This is a genomic window from Leptobacterium meishanense, assembly GCF_037645805.1.
GTDB classification, from domain to species: Bacteria; Bacteroidota; Bacteroidia; order Flavobacteriales; family Flavobacteriaceae; genus Leptobacterium_A; species Leptobacterium_A meishanense.
This window is the reverse complement of sequence record NZ_JBBEXE010000005.1, coordinates 287,852-307,092: the sequence shown is the minus strand read 5'-3', so window position 1 is coordinate 307,092 and position 19,241 is coordinate 287,852. Positions and strand designations below refer to the sequence as shown.

At 34.2% G+C, this 19,241-nt stretch carries 19 protein-coding genes and 1 tRNA gene; 11 read left to right on the top strand and 9 right to left on the bottom strand.

Features of this window, described 5'->3' with window-relative positions; genetic code table 11:
- The first annotated feature begins 15 nt into the window (after positions 1-15).
- The 3 genes from WBG21_RS07230 to WBG21_RS07220 all read left to right on the top strand — a co-directional run bounded on the left by WBG21_RS07230 (position 16) and on the right by WBG21_RS07220 (position 3,751).
- Complete coding sequence (locus WBG21_RS07230; RefSeq protein ID WP_340076322.1) at positions 16-1,923, top strand: M1 family metallopeptidase; 1,908 nt, start codon at positions 16-18, stop codon at positions 1,921-1,923.
- A gap of 70 nt (positions 1,924-1,993) precedes the next feature.
- A complete protein-coding gene (locus WBG21_RS07225) occupies positions 1,994-3,526 on the top strand; it encodes a carbon-nitrogen hydrolase family protein (RefSeq protein ID WP_340076319.1) in 1,533 nt (510 codons plus the stop codon).
- 63 nt (positions 3,527-3,589) lie between these two features.
- Positions 3,590-3,751, top strand: a complete 162-nt coding sequence (locus WBG21_RS07220; protein WP_340076317.1) for a hypothetical protein — start codon at positions 3,590-3,592, stop codon at positions 3,749-3,751.
- Here WBG21_RS07220 and WBG21_RS07215 read toward each other — a convergent pair.
- Complete coding sequence (locus WBG21_RS07215) at positions 3,748-4,962, bottom strand: M14 family metallopeptidase (RefSeq protein ID WP_340076315.1); 1,215 nt, start codon at positions 4,960-4,962, stop codon at positions 3,748-3,750. The two genes, WBG21_RS07220 and WBG21_RS07215, sit on opposite strands and share 4 nt — an antisense overlap.
- Positions 4,959-6,815: a CBS domain-containing protein gene (locus WBG21_RS07210; RefSeq protein ID WP_340076313.1), complete on the bottom strand. Its 1,857-nt coding sequence runs from the start codon at positions 6,813-6,815 to the stop codon at positions 4,959-4,961. Before WBG21_RS07210 ends, WBG21_RS07215 begins: the two co-directional genes overlap by 4 nt.
- Before the next feature lie 133 nt (positions 6,816-6,948).
- On the opposite strand from WBG21_RS07210, the gene rnpA reads away from it, so the two are divergent.
- The 5 genes from rnpA to WBG21_RS07185 are packed head-to-tail and all read left to right on the top strand — an operon-like array spanning position 6,949 to position 10,891.
- A complete protein-coding gene (gene rnpA / locus WBG21_RS07205) occupies positions 6,949-7,344 on the top strand; it encodes a ribonuclease P protein component (RefSeq protein WP_340076311.1) in 396 nt (131 codons plus the stop codon).
- Positions 7,331-8,143 carry a DUF4349 domain-containing protein gene (locus WBG21_RS07200; protein ID WP_340076309.1) on the top strand — a complete coding sequence of 271 codons (813 nt, stop codon included), beginning with the start codon at positions 7,331-7,333 and terminating at the stop codon, positions 8,141-8,143. The genes rnpA and WBG21_RS07200 overlap by 14 nt, the downstream gene beginning before the upstream one ends.
- Positions 8,140-9,780, top strand: a complete 1,641-nt coding sequence (locus tag WBG21_RS07195; RefSeq protein ID WP_340076308.1) for a S41 family peptidase — start codon at positions 8,140-8,142, stop codon at positions 9,778-9,780. Before WBG21_RS07200 ends, WBG21_RS07195 begins: the two co-directional genes overlap by 4 nt.
- 42 nt (positions 9,781-9,822) lie before the next feature.
- Positions 9,823-10,446 (top strand): acyloxyacyl hydrolase, encoded by a 624-nt coding sequence (locus tag WBG21_RS07190; protein ID WP_340076306.1) that lies wholly within the window; start codon positions 9,823-9,825, stop codon positions 10,444-10,446.
- Between the two features lie 4 nt (positions 10,447-10,450).
- Complete coding sequence (locus tag WBG21_RS07185) at positions 10,451-10,891, top strand: hypothetical protein (protein WP_340076304.1); 441 nt, start codon at positions 10,451-10,453, stop codon at positions 10,889-10,891.
- A gap of 3 nt (positions 10,892-10,894) precedes the next feature.
- On the opposite strand, the gene WBG21_RS07180 is transcribed toward WBG21_RS07185, so the two are convergent.
- From WBG21_RS07180 to WBG21_RS07165, 4 genes are all read right to left on the bottom strand, one after another.
- Complete coding sequence (locus tag WBG21_RS07180) at positions 10,895-11,341, bottom strand: GNAT family N-acetyltransferase (protein ID WP_340076302.1); 447 nt, start codon at positions 11,339-11,341, stop codon at positions 10,895-10,897.
- 21 nt (positions 11,342-11,362) lie between these two features.
- Complete coding sequence (locus WBG21_RS07175) at positions 11,363-12,277, bottom strand: cation diffusion facilitator family transporter (RefSeq protein WP_340076300.1); 915 nt, start codon at positions 12,275-12,277, stop codon at positions 11,363-11,365.
- Positions 12,278-12,279: 2 nt separating this feature from the next.
- Positions 12,280-12,714 (bottom strand): ribose 5-phosphate isomerase B, encoded by a 435-nt coding sequence (rpiB, locus tag WBG21_RS07170; protein ID WP_340076298.1) that lies wholly within the window; start codon positions 12,712-12,714, stop codon positions 12,280-12,282.
- Between the two features lie 536 nt (positions 12,715-13,250).
- Entirely contained in the window at positions 13,251-13,493 is a 243-nt protein-coding gene (locus WBG21_RS07165; protein ID WP_340076296.1) for a putative signal transducing protein, read from the bottom strand.
- Between the two features lie 349 nt (positions 13,494-13,842).
- On the opposite strand from WBG21_RS07165, the gene rnr reads away from it, so the two are divergent.
- From rnr to WBG21_RS07150, 3 genes are all read left to right on the top strand, one after another.
- A complete protein-coding gene (gene rnr / locus WBG21_RS07160; protein ID WP_340076294.1) occupies positions 13,843-16,041 on the top strand; it encodes a ribonuclease R in 2,199 nt (732 codons plus the stop codon).
- Between the two features lie 90 nt (positions 16,042-16,131).
- Positions 16,132-16,806, top strand: coding sequence for a head GIN domain-containing protein (locus WBG21_RS07155; protein ID WP_340076292.1), 675 nt, complete (start codon positions 16,132-16,134; stop codon positions 16,804-16,806).
- Between the two features lie 43 nt (positions 16,807-16,849).
- On the top strand, positions 16,850-17,539 hold the full coding sequence (locus WBG21_RS07150; RefSeq protein WP_340076290.1) for a LysE family translocator: 690 nt from the start codon (positions 16,850-16,852) through the stop codon (positions 17,537-17,539).
- Positions 17,540-17,560: 21 nt separating this feature from the next.
- Here WBG21_RS07150 and WBG21_RS07145 read toward each other — a convergent pair.
- The 3 genes from WBG21_RS07145 to WBG21_RS07135 all read right to left on the bottom strand — a co-directional run bounded on the left by WBG21_RS07145 (position 17,561) and on the right by WBG21_RS07135 (position 19,226).
- A tRNA-Cys gene (locus WBG21_RS07145) sits at positions 17,561-17,631 on the bottom strand.
- A gap of 67 nt (positions 17,632-17,698) precedes the next feature.
- Positions 17,699-18,070, bottom strand: a complete 372-nt coding sequence (gene folB, locus WBG21_RS07140) for a dihydroneopterin aldolase (RefSeq protein ID WP_340076288.1) — start codon at positions 18,068-18,070, stop codon at positions 17,699-17,701.
- 208 nt (positions 18,071-18,278) lie between these two features.
- Positions 18,279-19,226, bottom strand: coding sequence for a PorP/SprF family type IX secretion system membrane protein (locus tag WBG21_RS07135; RefSeq protein WP_340076286.1), 948 nt, complete (start codon positions 19,224-19,226; stop codon positions 18,279-18,281).
- Positions 19,227-19,241 lie beyond the last annotated feature (15 nt).

Here is a 19,241-nt window from a genome sequence, read left to right as displayed (position 1 = left end):
CATAAAATGATAACAATGAAAAAGTTTAATATTTTATTTATCTTCTTGGGCCTAGGACTTTATGCTTGTGCAAACAATGCTCCTAAGCCGGAAGCTAATCCTGCAACGAATCCGGAAAAAGGCTATTGGCAGCAACACGTAGATTACAAACTGGAGGTTGATATGAATGTTGAAAACTACCAATATACAGGAGCTCAAGAACTTGTTTACACCAATAATTCTCCTGACGTCCTTCAAAAAGTATATTATCACTTATTTTTTAATGCTTTTCAGCCGGGAAGTGAGATGGATGTTCGCCTTCAAAATATCCCGGATCCTGATGGCCGTATGGCAACCAATGTAGGTACACAATCAAACCCGGTATATGAAAGTCGTATTTCTAAACTGTCACCTGAAGAAATCGGATATATCAACGTTACTTCATTAGCCCAAAACGGAAAACCTGTTCTCTACAAAACAAAAGGGACTATTTTGGAAGTGTTATTGGCAAAACCGCTTCAGCCGGGAGCTAAAACAACACTGACCATGAAGTTTGATGGGCAAGTCCCTGTTCAGATACGCCGTTCCGGAAGGAATAATGCCGAAGGTGTAGCACTTTCCATGACACAATGGTTCCCGAAAATGGTGGAGTATGATTTTGAAGGTTGGCATGCCAATCCATACATCGGAAGAGAATTTCATGGTGTTTGGGGAAATTTTGACGTAAAAATCACTATTGATAAAGACTATGTGCTAGGGGGCAGTGGCTACCTGCAAAACCCTCAAGAAGTAGGCCATGGCTATGAAGACCCTGCAAAACCCATGAAAAAAGTGAGGGGGAAAAAACTAACATGGCATTTTATTGCGCCTAATGTGCATGACTTTACATGGGCAGCAGATCCTGAATACCTTCATGACAAAGTTCAGGTTAAAGATGGGCCTGTAATGCATTTTTTATATAAAAATGACCCGGAGATTATCGACAATTGGAAAAAATTACAACCTAAAGCCGTGGAAACCCTCGAGTTTTTTAACGAACATATTGGCTCTTACCCTTATGAACAGTATTCTGTAATACAGGGAGGAGATGGCGGTATGGAATATGCGATGTGTACACTTATTACCGGAAAACGCTCTTTTGGAAGTTTGGTAGGAGTTACTGTTCATGAAATGGCACATTCGTGGTTTCAACATGTGCTTGCTACCAATGAATCTAAACACGAATGGATGGATGAAGGGTTTACTTCGTACATCTCGGCGTTGTGTATGAACGAAATCATGGATCAAAATAAAGAAAACCCTTTTGAAGGTGCCTACCGGGGTTATAAGTATATGGTAGCCTCTGGAAAGGAACAGCCACAAACAACCCATGCCGACCGTTATGCGTATAATCAGGTATATGGAATCTCTGCATATAGTAAAGGAGAAATTTTCTTATCACAGCTCGGATATGTTATCGGAGAAGATGCGTTAAAGAAAACTATCAAAAAATATTATGAAGATTTTAAATTTAAGCATCCAACACCTAATGATATAAAACGCACTGCTGAAAAAGTTTCGGGCGTTCATTTAGATTGGTACTTAACAGATTGGGTAAAAACAACTAATACCATCGATTATGGAGTTAAAGAAGTAACAGAAGAAAATAACACTACAAAAGTCACTTTAGAAAGAATTGGTTTGATGCCTATGCCTATGGATATTGTGGTTACTTATACAGATGGTTCAAAAGAGCTTTTTTATGCGCCCCTTAGAATGATGTATGGGCAAAAAGAGTATTCGGAAACACTAAAAAGAACGGTATTGGAAGACTGGCCATGGGCATTTCCTACATACAGTTTTACTGTCCCTAAGCCTAAAAGCAGTATAAAATCTATTGAAATTGACCCTTCAAAATTGATGGCAGATGTAAATCCAAACAATAATAGCGTTTCTTTTGATTAAAAAATACGGTTATCTCAAACATTTTTATAGACACTTTTGTTAAAAGATTTGTTGCTATTTAAGAAATGATATGAAGCACAGCGAAATTGATAAAATTGAGTTACAACATCTTCAGTTCGAAGATTACAAAGAAATAAAAGGGGTTATGGTCTCTGCATATTCTTCTATGCCTGATGCATATTGGAAAGAGCATCATATTAAGTCTTTAATAGAAAAGTTTCCTAAAGGGCAAGTTGTTATTAAGATCAATGGACAAATAGCAGGATGTGCATTATCCATAATTGTTGATTATGATAAGTTTGATGAAAATCATACATATCGAGAAATAACTGCTGATTATACTTTTGATTCGCACACAGAGAATGGGGATATTTTATATGGTATAGACATCTTTATCAAGCCTGAATACCGAGGTTTGCGGCTTGGCAGAAGATTATATGATTACAGAAAAGAGCTTTGTGAAAAATTAAATTTAAAAGGGATTATTTTTGGTGGCAGGATTCCTAACTACCACAAATACTCTAAAGAGTTAAGCCCAAAAGAATATATAGAAAAGGTTAGCAGAAAAGAAATCCATGATCCTGTTTTGAACTTTCAAATCTCCAATGATTTTCATCTTGCTCGGATTTTAAAAGGATATTTAGAGGGTGATAATGCTTCAAAAGAATTTGCTGTTCTATTAGAGTGGAATAATATTTATTATGAAAAGCCTATTAAAAAGGCTGCTACAGAAAAAAAAGTAGTGCGAATAGGTTTAATACAATGGCAAATGAGGTCGTATAAAAATGTCGAAGACCTATTGCAACAAGTAGAGTATTTTGTTGATGCTGTTTCTGGGTACAGATCTGATTTTGCTCTTTTTCCCGAGTTTTTCAATGCCCCTTTAATGGCTCAATATAACCATTTGAGCGAGCCAGAAGCAATAAGGGAATTGGCAGGGTTTACGGATGAAATTGTGCAAAGACTTTCGAGTTTGTCCATTTCATATAATATCAATTTAATAGCAGGAAGTATGCCAAAAATAAAAAATGGGAAGCTATATAATGTTGGTTATTTATGCAAAAGAGACGGAGCTATTGAAATGTATGAAAAAATACACGTTACCCCTGATGAGGAAAAAGTTTGGGGAATGCAGGGTGGAAATGAATTGAAGGTTTTTGACACTGATTGTGGAAAAGTTGGGATTTTAATTTGTTATGATTCTGAGTTTCCTGAATTAAGTAGGATTCTTGCGGATGAAGGAATGGACATTTTGTTTGTTCCCTTCCTTACCGATACTCAAAATGGGTATTCAAGGGTTCGAAATTGTGCTCAAGCGAGAGCTATAGAAAATGAGTGTTACGTAGCAATTGCGGGAAGTGTTGGTAATTTGCCCAATGTCCATAATATGGATATTCAATTTGCACAATCAATGGTTTTTACCCCATGTGATTTTGCTTTTCCAACTAATGGAATAAAAGCTGAAGCTACTCCCAATACGGAGATGATATTGATTGCAGATGTTGATATTGGCCTTCTTAGAGAACTACATGAGTTTGGAAGCGTTAGAAACTTAAAAGATAGGAGAAAAGATGTTTTTGAATTAAAAAAAGTGTCTTTATAAATACATATACAATCATTTTTACAGCCCTCTTGTAACTGTATATACTTTCATAAAGAAAACAATATGCGGAGGAAGTCTCAATTGATCGAAAAACGAAATGCGTTTGTCAAGGCCTATGTGGCCAAACATTCTGATAAACAAATGAAAGTTATTATCGCGGAGCTTAAAGAACGTCTTTTTATCTCTGAACGAACTATTTTTAATATTTTAAAAGACGGCGATTAGCTTTTCTTAAACCAGCTTGTTTGATGGTACATTTTCTTTTTAGCAACCCGCTCCCTATTGTTCATTCGAACATAAGTGTCGTTTATTTGTTTGTTCCGGTATCCTAAAAGATGGAATATTTGCTTGGTTAAAAACCGGGCTATTTTTATGTTCACAATTAAGGCTTCTCTTTTAGGTGATTCCCATGAAATACCGGGAAGTAGTGCCAGTATATAGTCCGCTTTTATGTCCCGTAATAATGCTGATAACCACAGAAAAAAGGAAGGGATGCGTTTAATAATAAAAAACCCATCTTTTCCTTTTTGCTGATACAAAGGCATAAACAATTCTCCTTTTTGCTTAGCTTGTACTGGTTCATTATTGCTTATGGCCAAAAGTGTCCTTTTTTTTATCGGTTGAAAACTTTTAAAACCTTCTTTCATTTTAAATAACTCATGTGGTTTTATCAAATACCGATAAATAACTTCGAAAGGGACTGCTTTTCCTTCTGAAGCTATTTTAAGCCGTTCATAATATTTTTTAATGTTTGGGATATCCTCTTCCTTCATGCAGCCTGCAAATACTAATGTCAAAAAAATAAATGCTTCACTGTTTTCTATGGCAGCCACCTCATCGTGCTGTCCAGACTCGAAGCCGAGTGATACATATCCTAATGAGTTTATATAGCTTAATAAAGGGCCCTCGAGGTATTCCTCAATTCCCAGAACAACCGGAACAGGTATTTGACGGGAAAACTTACGGTTGATCAGTGCGTCGTTAATCGTAATAAAAGGAAGTGTTTTGCTGGATGTAGTATGAAAATCTACAAAATAAAAAGGGCCTGTATGTGTGTCCAGTATGCTTTTTATTTGATGATATAATTCAATGAGTTCCTTTTCTTCAGAGACAAGTTCTTCTTCTTCTTTCTTTGCAAGAATATTTTGGAGGCTTTCTTTTGTCCATAGGCGGTTTAAGTCTTTATCTACATAACGTTGGTTCTTTGACAACCCTTTTAGGTTCCCAGAAAAAGCATAGACTGCTCCTTTTATTTTTTCTGTTTGGGGTTTCAATTTTTCTTTGGCATTTTGCAGTGCAAAAACCCCAGCAGGTTCATTTCCGTGAATGCCTCCAATAAAAATTATAACAGGGGCATTGTGACTGTTGTCTATTTTCCAGAGAAGTCTTTCTATCTTAGTTGTTGTCTCTAGTGCTTTACTGTATGCTTTGTTCATACAGAAATGTCTTTTGATGTAATAATGCCTATTATTTTTTGATTTTTTAATACCGGCAATGAATTAATATTGTTTTCTTTCATCAGCTTTGAGGCTTTTAGTATTGGGTCATCCGGAGCAATGGTAATAATTGTTTTTTTCATAATGGTTTCAACAGCAGCGTCTAGTTTTTCATCGTCATTTAAAAAGCTTTTCACGTCTGTCCATGTTAATAATCCTTTTAATTCCATTTTATTGTTTACTACCGGGACATGATGAATGTTTTTCCATTTCATTGTATTGAGTACTAACCGAACACTGTCTTTTTCATGAACATTATAAATATATGTGTTCATCTGTTCTCTGACTGTTTTGTTTTTCTTCTTGGTATTATGATATGTGCTTTCTATTACTTGCCAGGTCGCTATTGGATAGGCTTTTTCTTGATTTCTATAAATTTCTTCCGTTAATATTCGCAGCGCTTCTGGGGTTTTGTTATGCTTTTTTAAGTTCCGGAAGCTTTCTACCATCCATCGAGAACCTGATAGGTTTTTCACCCTATTTTCTATAATTGTGAGATAGTGTTCCACATCTTTAGGGTTCACTTTCATGCTGTATAGTCCCCTATAGGCCATTGGTAATAATTCATCTAGAATAAGTTTTTCACTAGAAATTAACTCTCCGTCCCAATAAAAACGAGTTGCCATACCATAGCGCGCTGCATTAAAGAAATTGGACTTAGCGTCTTTAAAATCCATTTGCTCATGAATGTTTTTATACTTCTGAGGCCTTCCTCTCATGATGCCCACCCAAAATACCATGTTTGCTATTTCGTCTGTTGTTGAAGGTCCGGAAGGAATATACCTGTTTTCTATTCGTAAATGTGCTTTTCCATTTCCCACTCCATAGCAGGGGCGGTTCCATTTATAGACCGTTCCATTGTGCAGGTTTAGTGCTTTCAATTTAGGGGCTTCCCCTCTTTTGACTATAGCCATGCTATCTTCTTCAAATGTGGCAGACACTAAGCTTCGAAAGCGAACAATACTATCTTTAAAAATAGTTGCTGCAGATCCTTTTTCCCAATCATTCCCAAATCCAACCCGTGCTTCTTTTTCATTTAATAAAAAAGAACTGGAACGTGTGTCTACGCTTTGGGTAAATAATGCTATGCGCGTTTCACTCCATAATTCTTTCCCTAATAGCAAAGGGGCATTTGTACACGCTGCAAGCACCGGTCCCGAGATCGCTTGCGCCCAATTATAGCTGTCGACAAAATCATCCGGGTTAATTTGCAAATGCATCTGGAAACTAGTGTTACACCCTTCAAAAAGAATGGAGTTGTGCTTTAGGTTTATTTCGTCTACTCCTTTTATGTGCAGCTCAAATTCATCTCCCCGAATTTCTTTTATTGCTTCATTTAATATAGAATACCGTTCTTTTGGTGTCATATATGGCAATTCTAAATGCTTGCTGGTTATCGTGGGAAGGATCCCTGTTAGCAGGATCCGGGTGTTTATTTTTTTTGCTTCATCGTCAGCTTTTTGCAAAAGGCCCACTAATTGCTTGTGCATCTGTGAAAAACAACTTCCCGTCAATGGTATCGGGTCTAAGTTTGCTTCCAAATTGTATAGAGCAATCTCATTGGTAAAATGTGGATCATTCAGTCCTTGCATTATTCCCATTGCCTCCGGACAAGGTTGCGCGTTTTCATCTATCAAACAAAACTCCTGCTCAGCCCCTATGCGAATGGGGTCTTTTTCTATTAATTCATTATCTATTAGCAGTTCAAGTGCTTCTATATCCCTTATGAGCTGTTTAATATAGACTGCTTTTTCTCTTGCAGTAGCTGGTTTTATAACTTTTAATTCTCCCATACCTTAAACGTTACTTTTGTATTCACTTTTGCTTGTACAAGATACTTTTTGGTGGGCGGCATAAAAATGATAAATGTCATTTCCCTTTTATGGAAGGGGTTTTTACTATTTTTACATGTTAGTCAACTGTTTCATGAAGTATTCATTTCCCAAAAAAGAAAAGTTAAAAAGTCAACTATTAATAAAAAAATTGTTTGAAGAAGGAAAAGCTGTTTCTGATTTTCCGTTAAAGCTGTTGTATCTTCCCTCTACATCAACTGAAGAAGTGTTTATACAGGCCGGGTTTTCTGTTCCTAAAAAAGCTTTCAAAAAAGCAGTGGATAGAAATCGTATAAAAAGATTGATGCGAGAAGCATACCGATTACAAAAAGTGCTAGTTTTTAACAATTTGCCAACACCACATGCTTTTATGTTTTTGTATCTTGGTAAAGATATTCCTGATTTTAACCTGATAAAAGAAAAAATGGAACGGCTTTTGAAAAGGGTTCTTACAGAAACCCACAAAAATAAATCACATGAAAATGTATAGCTTATTTATTTCGTCACTCTTAATCCTTGCTTGTTCTGGTAATGCCAATGAAGAAAAATATGTTTCATTGTTGCCTGCCCCTCCTCCTCAAGCAGATGTCACTTTTGAAACAGCTAATATTGCATCTCAGAAAACTTCTGTAAGGGAACAAAAAATTATTAAAGAAAGTTACTTGCGTTTTCAAACGAGCAACATAGAAAAAACATATGGAACCATTGCCGATTATATAAAAAAATACAATGGCTATATCCAGAATGATGAATCAGGAAAAGGATATAATGAGTTTAATAGAAGAATCGTCATAAGGATTCCTACTGAAAACTTTGAAGCTTTTATTGATTCTATCGGAAAAGATGTTTCCTTTTTTGATACCAAAAGAATTTCTTCCAGAGATGTTACAGAAGAGTTCATCGACTTGGAGGCCCGGTTAAAAACGAAGCGGGGCCTAGAGCAACGTTATCTGGAATTGCTATCTAAAGCAAAGAACGTAAAAGAAATCCTAGAAATAGAAAAAGAACTCTCCGTTATACGAGAAGAAATAGAGGCAAGAGAAGGACGTTTAAAATATTTAGAAAACCAAGTTTCTTTAAGTACTATTACTATTGAGTTTTATAAACTAACTGCAGAAACCGGTATTACTGTTTCTTATGGAACAAAGATGTGGAATGCTATAAAATCTGGTTTTAACGGATTGTCTTTCTTCTTTTTGGGAATATTAAACATATGGCCTTTTGTTTTAATTATAGTAATTCTTGGATATATCATTAAACGAAAATACTTTAAAAAGAAAGTAAAATGAAACGGATAACAAGTATGAAAAAACAGGTTGTTGTTGTTTTTGTTACGCTTACTGTTTTCTTTGTAGGCACAAGTTTTAAAAGTGACTTCTTTGAAATTGCTAAGCAAATAGAAATCTTTACTACCCTGTTTAAGGAATTGAACATGAATTATGTAGACGAAACCAATCCGGCAGAACTAATGGACACGGCCATTAAAAGCATGCTTGATGATTTGGATCCATATACACGTTTTTTAAATGAGCAAGATGTTGAAGATTATAAAATACGTAATGAAGGGGAATATTCTGGAATAGGTGCTTTGGTAAGAAGTTATGATGATAAGTTATTGATTGTTGAACCATATAAAGACTTTCCTGCTGATAAAGCAGGGTTGAAAGCAGGAGATGAAATTACTAAAATAGGAGATGTCCTCGTTGCTGATTTTAAGGATGATGCTAGTGATCTTTTAAAAGGGGCCGTAAACAGTACTGTTACCCTTACGTATAAACGATTAGGAAAAGAAAATACTACAACACTCAAACGAGAAGATATTGAGGTAGATGCCGTGCCTTTTTATGCAAAAGTAAATGAAAAAACAGGGTATGTTGTTTTATCGCGGTTCAACCGTAAAGCCACTTCACAAACAAAAAAAGCAATTGAAGCTCTTAAAGATGAAGGAATAGAAAACTTGGTTCTGGACCTTCGTGGAAATCCGGGGGGATTACTCTCCGAAGCAATTGGAGTAACCAATCTTTTTGTTCCAAAAGGGGAATTAATCGTTACTACAAAATCCAAGGTGAAAAAATTTAATCGGGAATACAAAACGAAAGATGACCCCCTTGATACAGAAATACCCTTGATTGTATTGGTTGACGGCGGCAGTGCTTCAGCAAGTGAAATTGTTTCAGGAGCATTACAAGATTTAGACCGGGCTATTATTGTTGGAGCGCGCAGCTTTGGAAAAGGTTTGGTACAACGCCCATTAAAATTAGCCTATGGTACACAACTTAAAGTGACCATTTCCCGTTATTATACCCCTTCCGGAAGGTCAATACAAGCATTGGATTATTGGAACCGCGATGAAAAAGGAAATGCTGTCCGTGTAGATGCTTCCCAATACAATGCATATAAAACTAGAAATGGGCGAACTGTATATGACGGCGGCGGCGTTTTTCCTGACATAGAAATTGCGTCATTAAAAGAAAGTGCCATTACAAAAGCGCTTCTTGCAGATAATGTTGTGTTCGATTATGCTACCAACTACTATCATAATAAAACGATCAATAATCTTAATGATTTTGTTTTTGAACAAACAGAATATAACACCTTTAAACAATATGTTTCCTCTAGTGGCTTTAATTATGAAACAGCTATTGAAAAATCATTAAAAAGAACTTTTAATGATGCTGCTATTGATGAATATGGCCCAGCCGTAAGGTCTGACTATGAAAAATTATTAACGGATATTGAAAACAGCAAATCTGTTGCTTTAGAAACTTATAAAGAAGAAGTTATAACAAACCTAAAAGAAGAGATTGTAAAACGGTTCTTTTACAGAGAAGGGTTATATAATTATTATCTGAAAAATGATCAAGCAATAACCACCTCATCAAAAATACTTAATAACAAAAGTAAATATGAAAGCTTGCTAAAATAGTTTATCTTGCCCCGGATTTTGCAATTTTAATGGCCTCAAAAAGTGAAGCAGTATTTTTTATCCGTTTTTCTTAGTGTTTTATTCTTTGTTGATTTAAATGCACAAGAGAAAAAAATCCGGGTTGGTTTTAACTCTGGTTTTGGAACACAGAAAAGCATTCCATTTAATAAAAAGGACTATAACTACAAAACTAATTTTTACAAAGCCCAAATAAACTACACGTTAAAAGAGAAAAGGAAATGGGTTTTTGAGTTGAATATTGAGCCCGGAATTTATATTGCCGAACATCAATTGCTAAATAAGTTTTTTGTACAGCCCAGTAGAGGAGATGATTATTTAGAGCAACGTGAACGCTTTACGAAAGAAAAAACTATCAATGAATATGTGCTCAATGTGGGTATTGTTTTTAAATATCCGATTTACAAAAAATTAAACACCTATGCTCTGGTAAGTATAGGCCCTATGTATTCAGATACTGAAACGGAGCGATTGGCAAAAGGGTTTGCTTTTTCAGATATTCTTGGCGTGGGATTAATGTACAATATAAAAAACACCTTTTTTGATATCAGGGGAAGCTTACGCCATGTTTCCAATGCCAATCTTCAATTTCCTAATAACGGCCATAACAGTGTAAACATTGAAATGGGTGTTTCTTTCAAATTATAAGTGAATGGAAGAAGGTGATTATGTTGAAATCCAGGAGCTTCAAAAGCTTTTAAAAAGCTATAACATTCTTATTAAAAAAGACGGTCGTTATCTTGACAAAGAGAAAACATTTTTTGGTATTTGTATGACCGTTAAAGGACATTCTTTTCTTTTATATACAGATGATGAATACAACGATTTTGATGAGCAAAACCAATTACTTTGTTTATGCTTGGTATTAAGAGAATTGGAAATTTATGAAGACGCTTCCGATTTTTTGGTTTGGTGCAATTTTACAGGTTTACAACCTGCAGAAGAAACAGTAAGAGCCTATTACATGGAGCTTCGAAATACCTATGCTGCTATTGAAAAATTTTTAGGAAAAATAGACTCTTGTATTTCCCACCTTGATTTCCAGTTGAACTCCGGAGCAGCCCAGACTCTCAGGAATATGACAAACCCATAACCATTATTCTATTCTTAACATAGTAATATGTGGAATACCATCTTCCAAGTATTCCTCTCCTGTTTTACAAAATCCATGTGATTCATAAAACTCTTTTAAATATGTTTGTGCTGATAGTTTTATAGTTTGTTCGCTATAATGCTTTTCAATGGCAGTAATAGATGCTTTTATTATATCATGCCCATAACCAAATTTTCGGTTATTTTTATCTACCACTACCCTACCTATACTAGCCTCCTCAAAATAGTCTCCGACATTAAAAATACGTGTGTAAGCTACTATCTTGTTCTCTTTTTTTCCAAGTACATGCAGTGCTTTACTGTCTTTCCCGTCCAGATCTTGGTACACACAATTTTGCTCCACGACAAAAACCTCACTACGCAATTGTAATAAGTCATATAACTCTTCTAATGTTAATTCATTAATTTTTTTTACGGTGATGGACAACATATTTATTCTAGTGGTTATTATTCAATCCTGAACGATGATATCCTTAGGATCTTCTTTTTTATATTCCGGTTGAATATTGATATGATTGATATGAAATTCATTGCATAGTTTTTTTTCTATTTCGTTTAAGACAGCATCAAATTCTGATAACCGGATATCCTCCTCAAAATCTATATGTGCTTCTAAATGCAGTTCTTCTTCATTCAGTTGCCATACATGTACATGGTGCATATGCTTTACGCCTTTTATACCATTTACTTTATCAACAATCATATCAATATTAATATGTGTTGGTGTAAACAACATCAATATATTAAGTGATTCTTTTAATAAATCGTAACCCACATAAATAAGATAGAAGGCAATACCCAGTGTGAGGACACTATCTACCCAAAACACCGCAAAGAATTTCATTAACAACCCACCTATTAAGACAGCTACCGAAGCTAACATATCTGTAAGTAAATGAAGATAGGCAGACTTCATATTCATATTTTTTCCAGCTTCTTTTTTTAATAAAAGCACACTTATTCCATTGGCTACAATCCCTAAAGAAGCTAACCAAATAACAAGGTTTGATGTTATTTCTTCCGGATGACTAAACCGTTTAATAGCTTCTATAATTAGTAAAACAGCTACTATTATTAAAGTCGCAGCATTTGTAAATGCTGCAATAATTTCGGCGCGTTTATACCCAAATGTACGGTTTGTAGATGCTTCTTTTTTAGAAAGCCGGTTAGCAAAATAACTTACTACAAGCGAAAGGACATCGCTAAAATTATGCAATGCATCTGATAATAAAGCTAAGCTTCCTGATAATATACCACCTATAACTTGAGAGGCCGTAATTACAATATTAAGCACTATAGAAATAAAAAGGTTCTTCCCTTCTATTTTTTGATGATGAGAATGATTATGATGAGATGAATGACCCATCTTTAAGACGTTACAGGTATTTTGTCAACCCTTCTTTGATGGCGTCCCCCTTCAAAATCAGCACGAAGAAACGTTTTTACCATCTCTACTGCCTGAGGCAAAGAAGTAAAACGTGCCGGAATACTCAAAATGTTCGCATTGTTATGTTGTCTTGCTAATTCTGTAAGTTCTTTATTCCAGCAAAGAGCAGCCCGTATTTTTTGATGTTTGTTTGCTGTCATAGCAGCACCATTCCCGCTACCACAAATAATAATACCAAAATCTACACTGCCCTCTGCTACATCTCTTGCTACAGGATGAATAAAGTCAGGATAATCTACACTTTCATTTTTATTTGTTCCATAATTTATTACTTCCGTTCCTTCTCCTTGTAACATATCTACAATGGCATTTTTATAATCTGTTCCGGCATGGTCATTGCCTATAGCTATTCTCATATTTTTTTTATTTGATGGCCTACAACAAAATTACGAATTACAAATTATGAACACTTATAAAATGCATTGTTAATTTAATTTTGCAATATCTTAAAAATGAGTTCTTTATGAAGTAACATAAATTGTTGAAACTTGTAAGTTAAAATACTATAGAAATAGTTGCATACTTCATTATAAAATACCATATGCTATATTATTCAAATTAAGCAACTTTTTATAGCTGTTTTTTTAATGATTTTATTAAGCTTTAAGATAAGTGATATTAACAATCTGATCAATAAAAATATTAGAAATATGGTTACTCTAATATTTATTGACAGTTGTTAATTACTATATAAATAAATTCATTTTTAACTTGTTAGATAACCTATTAGTTGTTTATTAAAATGTATAACATAGTATTTTTTTAATATCAAAACCAATTTGATAATTTTTTTAATGCCTATTAACAAACAATAATAATAACCAATTTCATTTATTTAAATAAAATAAAAAATAAAGATGTAATATATATTGTTAATTACTTTTTATTTAATCTATACAATGTGTAAAAAAGAATCCTTGTTATTTAGACGTTCTATGATGCTTCTTACTTTATCCAAATCGTTTTTATGGACTTTTAATTTAATACCTCCTAAAGCGTTTGAATAAAAGGGTGAAATAGTAACCATAGTTTCATTTTCAAAAACATAAGGTATTTCTTCCTCTTCGAGAATAGATTTTAAAACAACATATTCAGAGGGATAAGTGTAGGTAGTAACAACAACAAAATTATTCATTAGTTGTATTTTATACACTAATTTATAAAATAAAAAAACACTAAAATGAATAAGAGGCTTTAGCTGTAGTTTTCTTTGAAATTTTATTTACCTCTGTAGCTTTTACAGCTTCATTTTTGTCTAACGAATAGTTAATATAACCTATAAAAGAAAACAATCCTACTAAAAAAATAGCAAAAAATAAGATGATTATTTTATAAACACGTTTCACTTTTATAGTTTTCTTTATACTTAATAGACGATGTTAAAATTAAAATGTTACACATTTTTTAATAAAACTTTAACTTTTCAAGGAAAAATAAACCCTAATATATTTCTTTGTACTTTTCACAACCAATTAAAAAAAACAATGTCAAAAAAGAAAAAACGAAGTCAAAAACAGAGAAAAAATGAAATTACTAAAGGAATATTTTCTGTTTTAGAAAGTGACAATAATAATGTATTTAATTACAAACAAATAGCAGCGAAGCTACACATAAATGATCCCAGTGGCAGAAATCTTCTCGTAAAGAAATTAAGTGAACTCAAAGAAAAAAAGAAAATAGAAGAGGTATCTAAAGGAAAATATAAAGCTATTCCTTCTAAAAACTATTATGCAGGAATTATAGAAATAAATGCAAGAGGCAATGCGTATGTAGTGTGTGAAGATTTAGAAGATGATGTTTTTATCCCTAACAGTAAATTCAATAAAGCTTTTCATAAAGATGAAGTGGAGATTTATGTGTTCCCAAGAAGAAAAGGAAAAAAGTTAGAAGGCGAAGTCACTAAAATTATAAAAAGGGCAAAAACATCATTTGTAGGTGTAATACAAATGCAAAAAAACTTTGCATTTGTATTAACAGCAGACTTTAGAATGTACACAGATATTTTTATTCCGAAAAATAAAATAAATAAGGCAGAAGAAGGAGATAAAGTATTGGTAGAGATTACCGATTGGCCTGATAAAGCATCATCACCTTATGGCGAAGTAATTGAAGTTTTAGGAAAACCAGGAGAACACCACACGGAGATGCATGCTATACTTGCTGAGTATGGATTACCATATCGGTTCCCGGAAGAAGTAACACATTATGCCAACAAATTAGATACATCTATTACTACTGAAGAAATTAGCAAACGAAGGGATATGCGGGATACGCTTACCTTTACCATAGACCCAAAAGATGCCAAAGATTTTGACGATGCACTTTCATTTAAAACATTAGATAACGGAAATTACGAAATAGGTATTCATATAGCAGATGTGTCTCACTATGTAACCCCAGGAACTGTTTTAGATGAAGAAGCTTATAATAGAGGAACTTCTATTTATCTAGTAGACCGTGTAGTACCCATGCTCCCTGAAATATTGTCAAATAATGCATGTTCTCTTCGTCCAAATGAAGAAAAATATACCTTTTCTTCTGTTTTTGAGATGGACAATAAAGCCGATGTTGTCAAACAATGGTTTGGAAGGACTGTTACCTATTCTGACCAACGATTTTCCTACGAAGAAGCACAACATATTATAGAAACCGAAAGTAATAATATCCCAGAAGAAATTTCCATAACCAATAAAACATATCAAGTAACACAACCTATTGTAGATGCGATACTCGTTTTAGACAGATTGGCTAAAAAAATGCGTAAAAGACGAATGGATGCTGGTGCCATATCTTTTGACAAAGTGGAAGTAAAATTTCATTTAGACCAGGAAAATGATCCTACCGGTGTCTTTTTTAAAGAATCTAAAGATGCCAACAAACTTATAGAAGAATTTATGTTGCTGGCTAATAGAAAAGTAGCTGAATTTATAGGAAAACGAAATCCGGAACCTACATTTGTATACCGGGTACATGATGAGCCTAATGACGAAAAATTAATACTCTTACAAGGGGTTATTTCTAAATTTGGATACACGATAAACATGAAAGACAGAAAGACCATTACAAGCTCTTTAAACAACCTATTAGAGGAAGTATATGGTAAAAAAGAGCAGAACTTAATAGACACCCTTGCTATCCGGACTATGAGTAAAGCAAAATATACTACAGAAAACATCGGCCATTATGGATTGGCATTTGATTATTACACACATTTTACCTCCCCTATCCGTCGTTATCCCGATGTAATGGTACATCGTTTATTGCAAAGTTACTTAGATGGTAAAAAGTCGGTAAACAAAGAAGAATATGAAGACAAATGCAGGCATTTATCTGAAATGGAAAATCTTGCTGTGAATGCAGAGCGCGATTCTATAAAATACATGCAGATAAAATATATGCAAGAACATCAAGACAAAGAATTTTTAGGGGTTATATCCGGCGTAACCGAATGGGGAATTTATATAGAAATAATAGAAAATAAATGCGAAGGGATGGTCCGGATCAAAGAAATTAGAGATGACTATTACATTTTTGATGAAAAACAATATGCATTAGTGGGAGAAACAACAAAAAATATGTATCAATTAGGAGACGAAGTAGTAGTAAAAGTAAAAAACACAGATTTAATAAAACGTCATCTCGATTTTGAGCTGTTAGGAAAAAACGAAAAACCCCATTCCTGAAAATTTATACCTAAATCATTTCATTTATTACAATACTTGGTATAATTTTAGCTTATAAACAACCAATAATCATATTTAAAATTAAATTTTATGAAAATAATAGTCAATTTTCTGGTATTTTTTATAACCATAATAACCTTTTCACAAGGAAAATTAGAAAAAGAAATAGGTAGTTTTGACGAATTAAAAGTTTTTGACGGTATTTCCGCAGAACTCATTAAATCTGACGAAAATAAAGTAGTTATTACCGGAGAAGATATAGATAAAGTTGCTATTGTAAATAATCGAGGCAGGTTAAAAATACGCATGGAAATAGATAAAGTCTTTGGAGGCCATAAAACCTTTGCTAAAATATATTATAATGGACGATTAAGCCTTCTAGACGCCAATGAAAATGCATCCATTGCTTTAGAAGATAAAATAGAACAAGTAAACATAGAGCTTCGTGCCCAAGAAGGAGGTAAAATAGAAGTGGATTTAAATGTACAACGGGTAGATGCAAAAACAGTGACCGGAGGTAGGATAACAGCAACCGGATATGCAAAAAACCAGGACATTACCATTAATACAGGCGGCACCTATGAAGCAGATAAATTAATAACAGAACAATCTACTGTAAACGTAAATGCGGGAGGGGTTGCCTATGTAAATGCTTCGGAATATGTAGAAGCTTCTGTAAAAGCAGGCGGCACCGTTCGTATTTATGGGAAACCAAAGGTAATTGAAAAGAAAAAATTCTTGGGCGGTAAAATTATAGAGCAATAAAAAAGTGTTCCTATAGAGGAAGGAACCTAAAATCAATTAATACATGGTTCATGATGTACTAGCAGCATTGCCTTGGGGGATAGTACTGGCTTTTACTATAGGCCCCGTATTTTTTGTGCTGTTGGAAACAGGTGCTATAAAAGGCTTTAGAGCTGCTTTTGTATTTGATATTGGTGTGGTTTTAGCCGATGTATTCTTTATTCTTATTGCGTACTATAGTACTAATAAACTCTTAGAAAAACTTAAAGACGATCCCGGACTATTTATTTTAGGAGGCGTGCTATTGTTGTTATATGGTATTATTTCTTTTATTAAAAACAAAAAAGACTATCATAAGTTACAACAGGAAGAACAAGAGGATATAGAAGCGATATCAAAGAAAAATTACTTAGAACTTTTTTTAAAAGGATTTATTCTCAATTTTATCAATATTGGGGTACTTGGATTTTGGTTGGGGATTATTGTTATTTTTGGGCCCAAATTAGAAATGAACCCAAATAGGATTGTTACTTTTTTCTCCACTATTATAATTACCTATCTTTTGGTTGATATTATAAAAATTATGCTTGCAAAGCAGTTAAAAAATAAACTAACTAAAAAAAGAATCTATAAAATAAAAAAAGCCATTAGTATAGTGTTAATGGTTTTTGGAGTGGCATTAATTGCTCAAGGGTTATTTCCAGATCAGAAAGAAGACATCAAAAATGTGATTGAAGAAATAAGGAAAAATTAGAGCCTCATTAGAGGCTCCTTGAGGCATCGAGCGGATTCGAACCGCTGTACAAGGTTTTGCAGACCTCTGCCTAGCCACTCGGCCACGATGCCCTATTATTGGTTGGCAAATGTAGTAATTTTATTAAAAATATGCTTATAGCAAGTCACATAAGAATTGCTACATAGAAAAATCATGGCGGGTTAATGCCATTTCTATGGTCACCATTTCCACATTTCCACCCATGGGGGGGTTTATTTTAGAAACTTCTACAATGGCTTTTTCTGCAATAGAAAGCTCCTTAAAAATACGTTTTAAAATACGCTTGGCTACATGTTCCAATAATTTAGATCGAATAGCCATTTCCTCCTTTACAATTCGGTTAATATGCACATAATCTACTGTATCTCTTAAAACGTCTGTTTTAGCAGACTGTTGCAAGTTCGCATACACAGCAATATCCACCCGATAGTCACTGCCTATTTTTCCTTCTTCTGCCAAGCAACCATGATATGCGTATACTTGTATGTTTTTGATTTTGATGATCCCCACTAAATTTCTTTTTAATCGGGCTGCCTGAAAAGGGGCTTTTTTGTCAATTCGAGCGCAGTCGAGAATTTTATATGGTTAATAACCAAATATTTCGACTGCGCTCAATATGACATATTTGGAACTTTTATAGCTTTTCAGGCAGCCCTAAGTCTAAATATTTATTTTTACAAAAATACATAGAACAAGAATATAGTACCATTAAAAGTACTTAATAAGTACAACTACAATTACTAATACCTTGAAGAAGGTCAACCCCAACGGTAATCATATGCGTTCCGGAATTAAACCCGGAAATTTCATTAAGGATGAGTTGATATGAATAAGCGAAGTAAAAGTTGCTTTTTTTAAGCCCGACCATGGGCCCGACATTTAAAGGGTCAAAAAACTGATCGTTTAAAAAACGGTATGAAATGCCCGCCCAATAATAATCTTCAAAGTCATAATAACGCACTTTTATATTAAAATCGGTACTAGAACGGCCGTCATTTTCAAATAGCTGGAAGAAAACAGATGGCTCAATCTCCAAATCACTATTTTTGGATTTTTTCCATTTATACCCGGAATAAACATAATAATTACGAAGTCTGTTGGGTTCAGAAATAGCAAATAAATTCAAGTCTTTGTTTAGAATATTAGAAGCATTTACACTTAGATAAAAGTTTTTTAACCGGTACAACACACCCACGTCAAAATTATGATTGGTGGTCGAACGGTCATCTGTTACCGAAGGATCCGGGTTGTTGGGATCAAAATTTTCAATATCAATTCGGAATAAATTGAGGTTATATGATAACCCAAAAGAAAGGTAATGATCGTCATATGGGTCAATCGTAAGATGATGTGCAAAAGAAATCCGCGCCCCTGATTGACGGGTGTTCCCATTCCGGTCATTATAAAACAACCCGCCAATTCCTGATCGGTTTCCTATGCGGACATCAGCGGCCAGCGATTGTGTATCGGGCGCATCCTTTACACCCACCCATTGTGTCAACCCGTTCAACCGGATTTTTATATAGTCGCCAATACCGGCATAGGTAGGCGATATCACAAAAGCATTGTCCGCCAGATATTGTGTAAAAGTTGGCAAAGTAAGCTCCTGTGAATGTGACGTAAACATTACACAACAAAAAATGAAAGCGATTAGTGTCTTTCTCATGGTTTGCATAGGTTG

What these genes read in the sequence shown, in the direction of transcription:
- WBG21_RS07230 (WP_340076322.1), top strand. Translation starts at nt 16, where the DNA reads ATGAAAAAGTTTAATATTTTATTTATCTTCTTGGGCCTAGGACTTTAT.
- WBG21_RS07225 (WP_340076319.1), top strand. Translation starts at nt 1,994, where the DNA reads ATGAAGCACAGCGAAATTGATAAAATTGAGTTACAACATCTTCAGTTC.
- WBG21_RS07220 (WP_340076317.1), top strand. Translation starts at nt 3,590, where the DNA reads ATGCGGAGGAAGTCTCAATTGATCGAAAAACGAAATGCGTTTGTCAAG.
- WBG21_RS07215 (WP_340076315.1), bottom strand. Translation starts at nt 4,962, where the DNA reads ATGAACAAAGCATACAGTAAAGCACTAGAGACAACAACTAAGATAGAA.
- WBG21_RS07210 (WP_340076313.1), bottom strand. Translation starts at nt 6,815, where the DNA reads ATGGGAGAATTAAAAGTTATAAAACCAGCTACTGCAAGAGAAAAAGCA.
- rnpA (WP_340076311.1), top strand. Translation starts at nt 6,949, where the DNA reads ATGAAGTATTCATTTCCCAAAAAAGAAAAGTTAAAAAGTCAACTATTA.
- WBG21_RS07200 (WP_340076309.1), top strand. Translation starts at nt 7,331, where the DNA reads ATGAAAATGTATAGCTTATTTATTTCGTCACTCTTAATCCTTGCTTGT.
- WBG21_RS07195 (WP_340076308.1), top strand. Translation starts at nt 8,140, where the DNA reads ATGAAACGGATAACAAGTATGAAAAAACAGGTTGTTGTTGTTTTTGTT.
- WBG21_RS07185 (WP_340076304.1), top strand. Translation starts at nt 10,451, where the DNA reads ATGGAAGAAGGTGATTATGTTGAAATCCAGGAGCTTCAAAAGCTTTTA.
- WBG21_RS07180 (WP_340076302.1), bottom strand. Translation starts at nt 11,341, where the DNA reads ATGTTGTCCATCACCGTAAAAAAAATTAATGAATTAACATTAGAAGAG.
- WBG21_RS07175 (WP_340076300.1), bottom strand. Translation starts at nt 12,277, where the DNA reads ATGGGTCATTCATCTCATCATAATCATTCTCATCATCAAAAAATAGAA.
- rpiB (WP_340076298.1), bottom strand. Translation starts at nt 12,714, where the DNA reads ATGAGAATAGCTATAGGCAATGACCATGCCGGAACAGATTATAAAAAT.
- WBG21_RS07165 (WP_340076296.1), bottom strand. Translation starts at nt 13,493, where the DNA reads ATGAATAATTTTGTTGTTGTTACTACCTACACTTATCCCTCTGAATAT.
- rnr (WP_340076294.1), top strand. Translation starts at nt 13,843, where the DNA reads ATGTCAAAAAAGAAAAAACGAAGTCAAAAACAGAGAAAAAATGAAATT.
- WBG21_RS07155 (WP_340076292.1), top strand. Translation starts at nt 16,132, where the DNA reads ATGAAAATAATAGTCAATTTTCTGGTATTTTTTATAACCATAATAACC.
- WBG21_RS07150 (WP_340076290.1), top strand. Translation starts at nt 16,850, where the DNA reads ATGGTTCATGATGTACTAGCAGCATTGCCTTGGGGGATAGTACTGGCT.
- WBG21_RS07135 (WP_340076286.1), bottom strand. Translation starts at nt 19,226, where the DNA reads ATGAGAAAGACACTAATCGCTTTCATTTTTTGTTGTGTAATGTTTACG.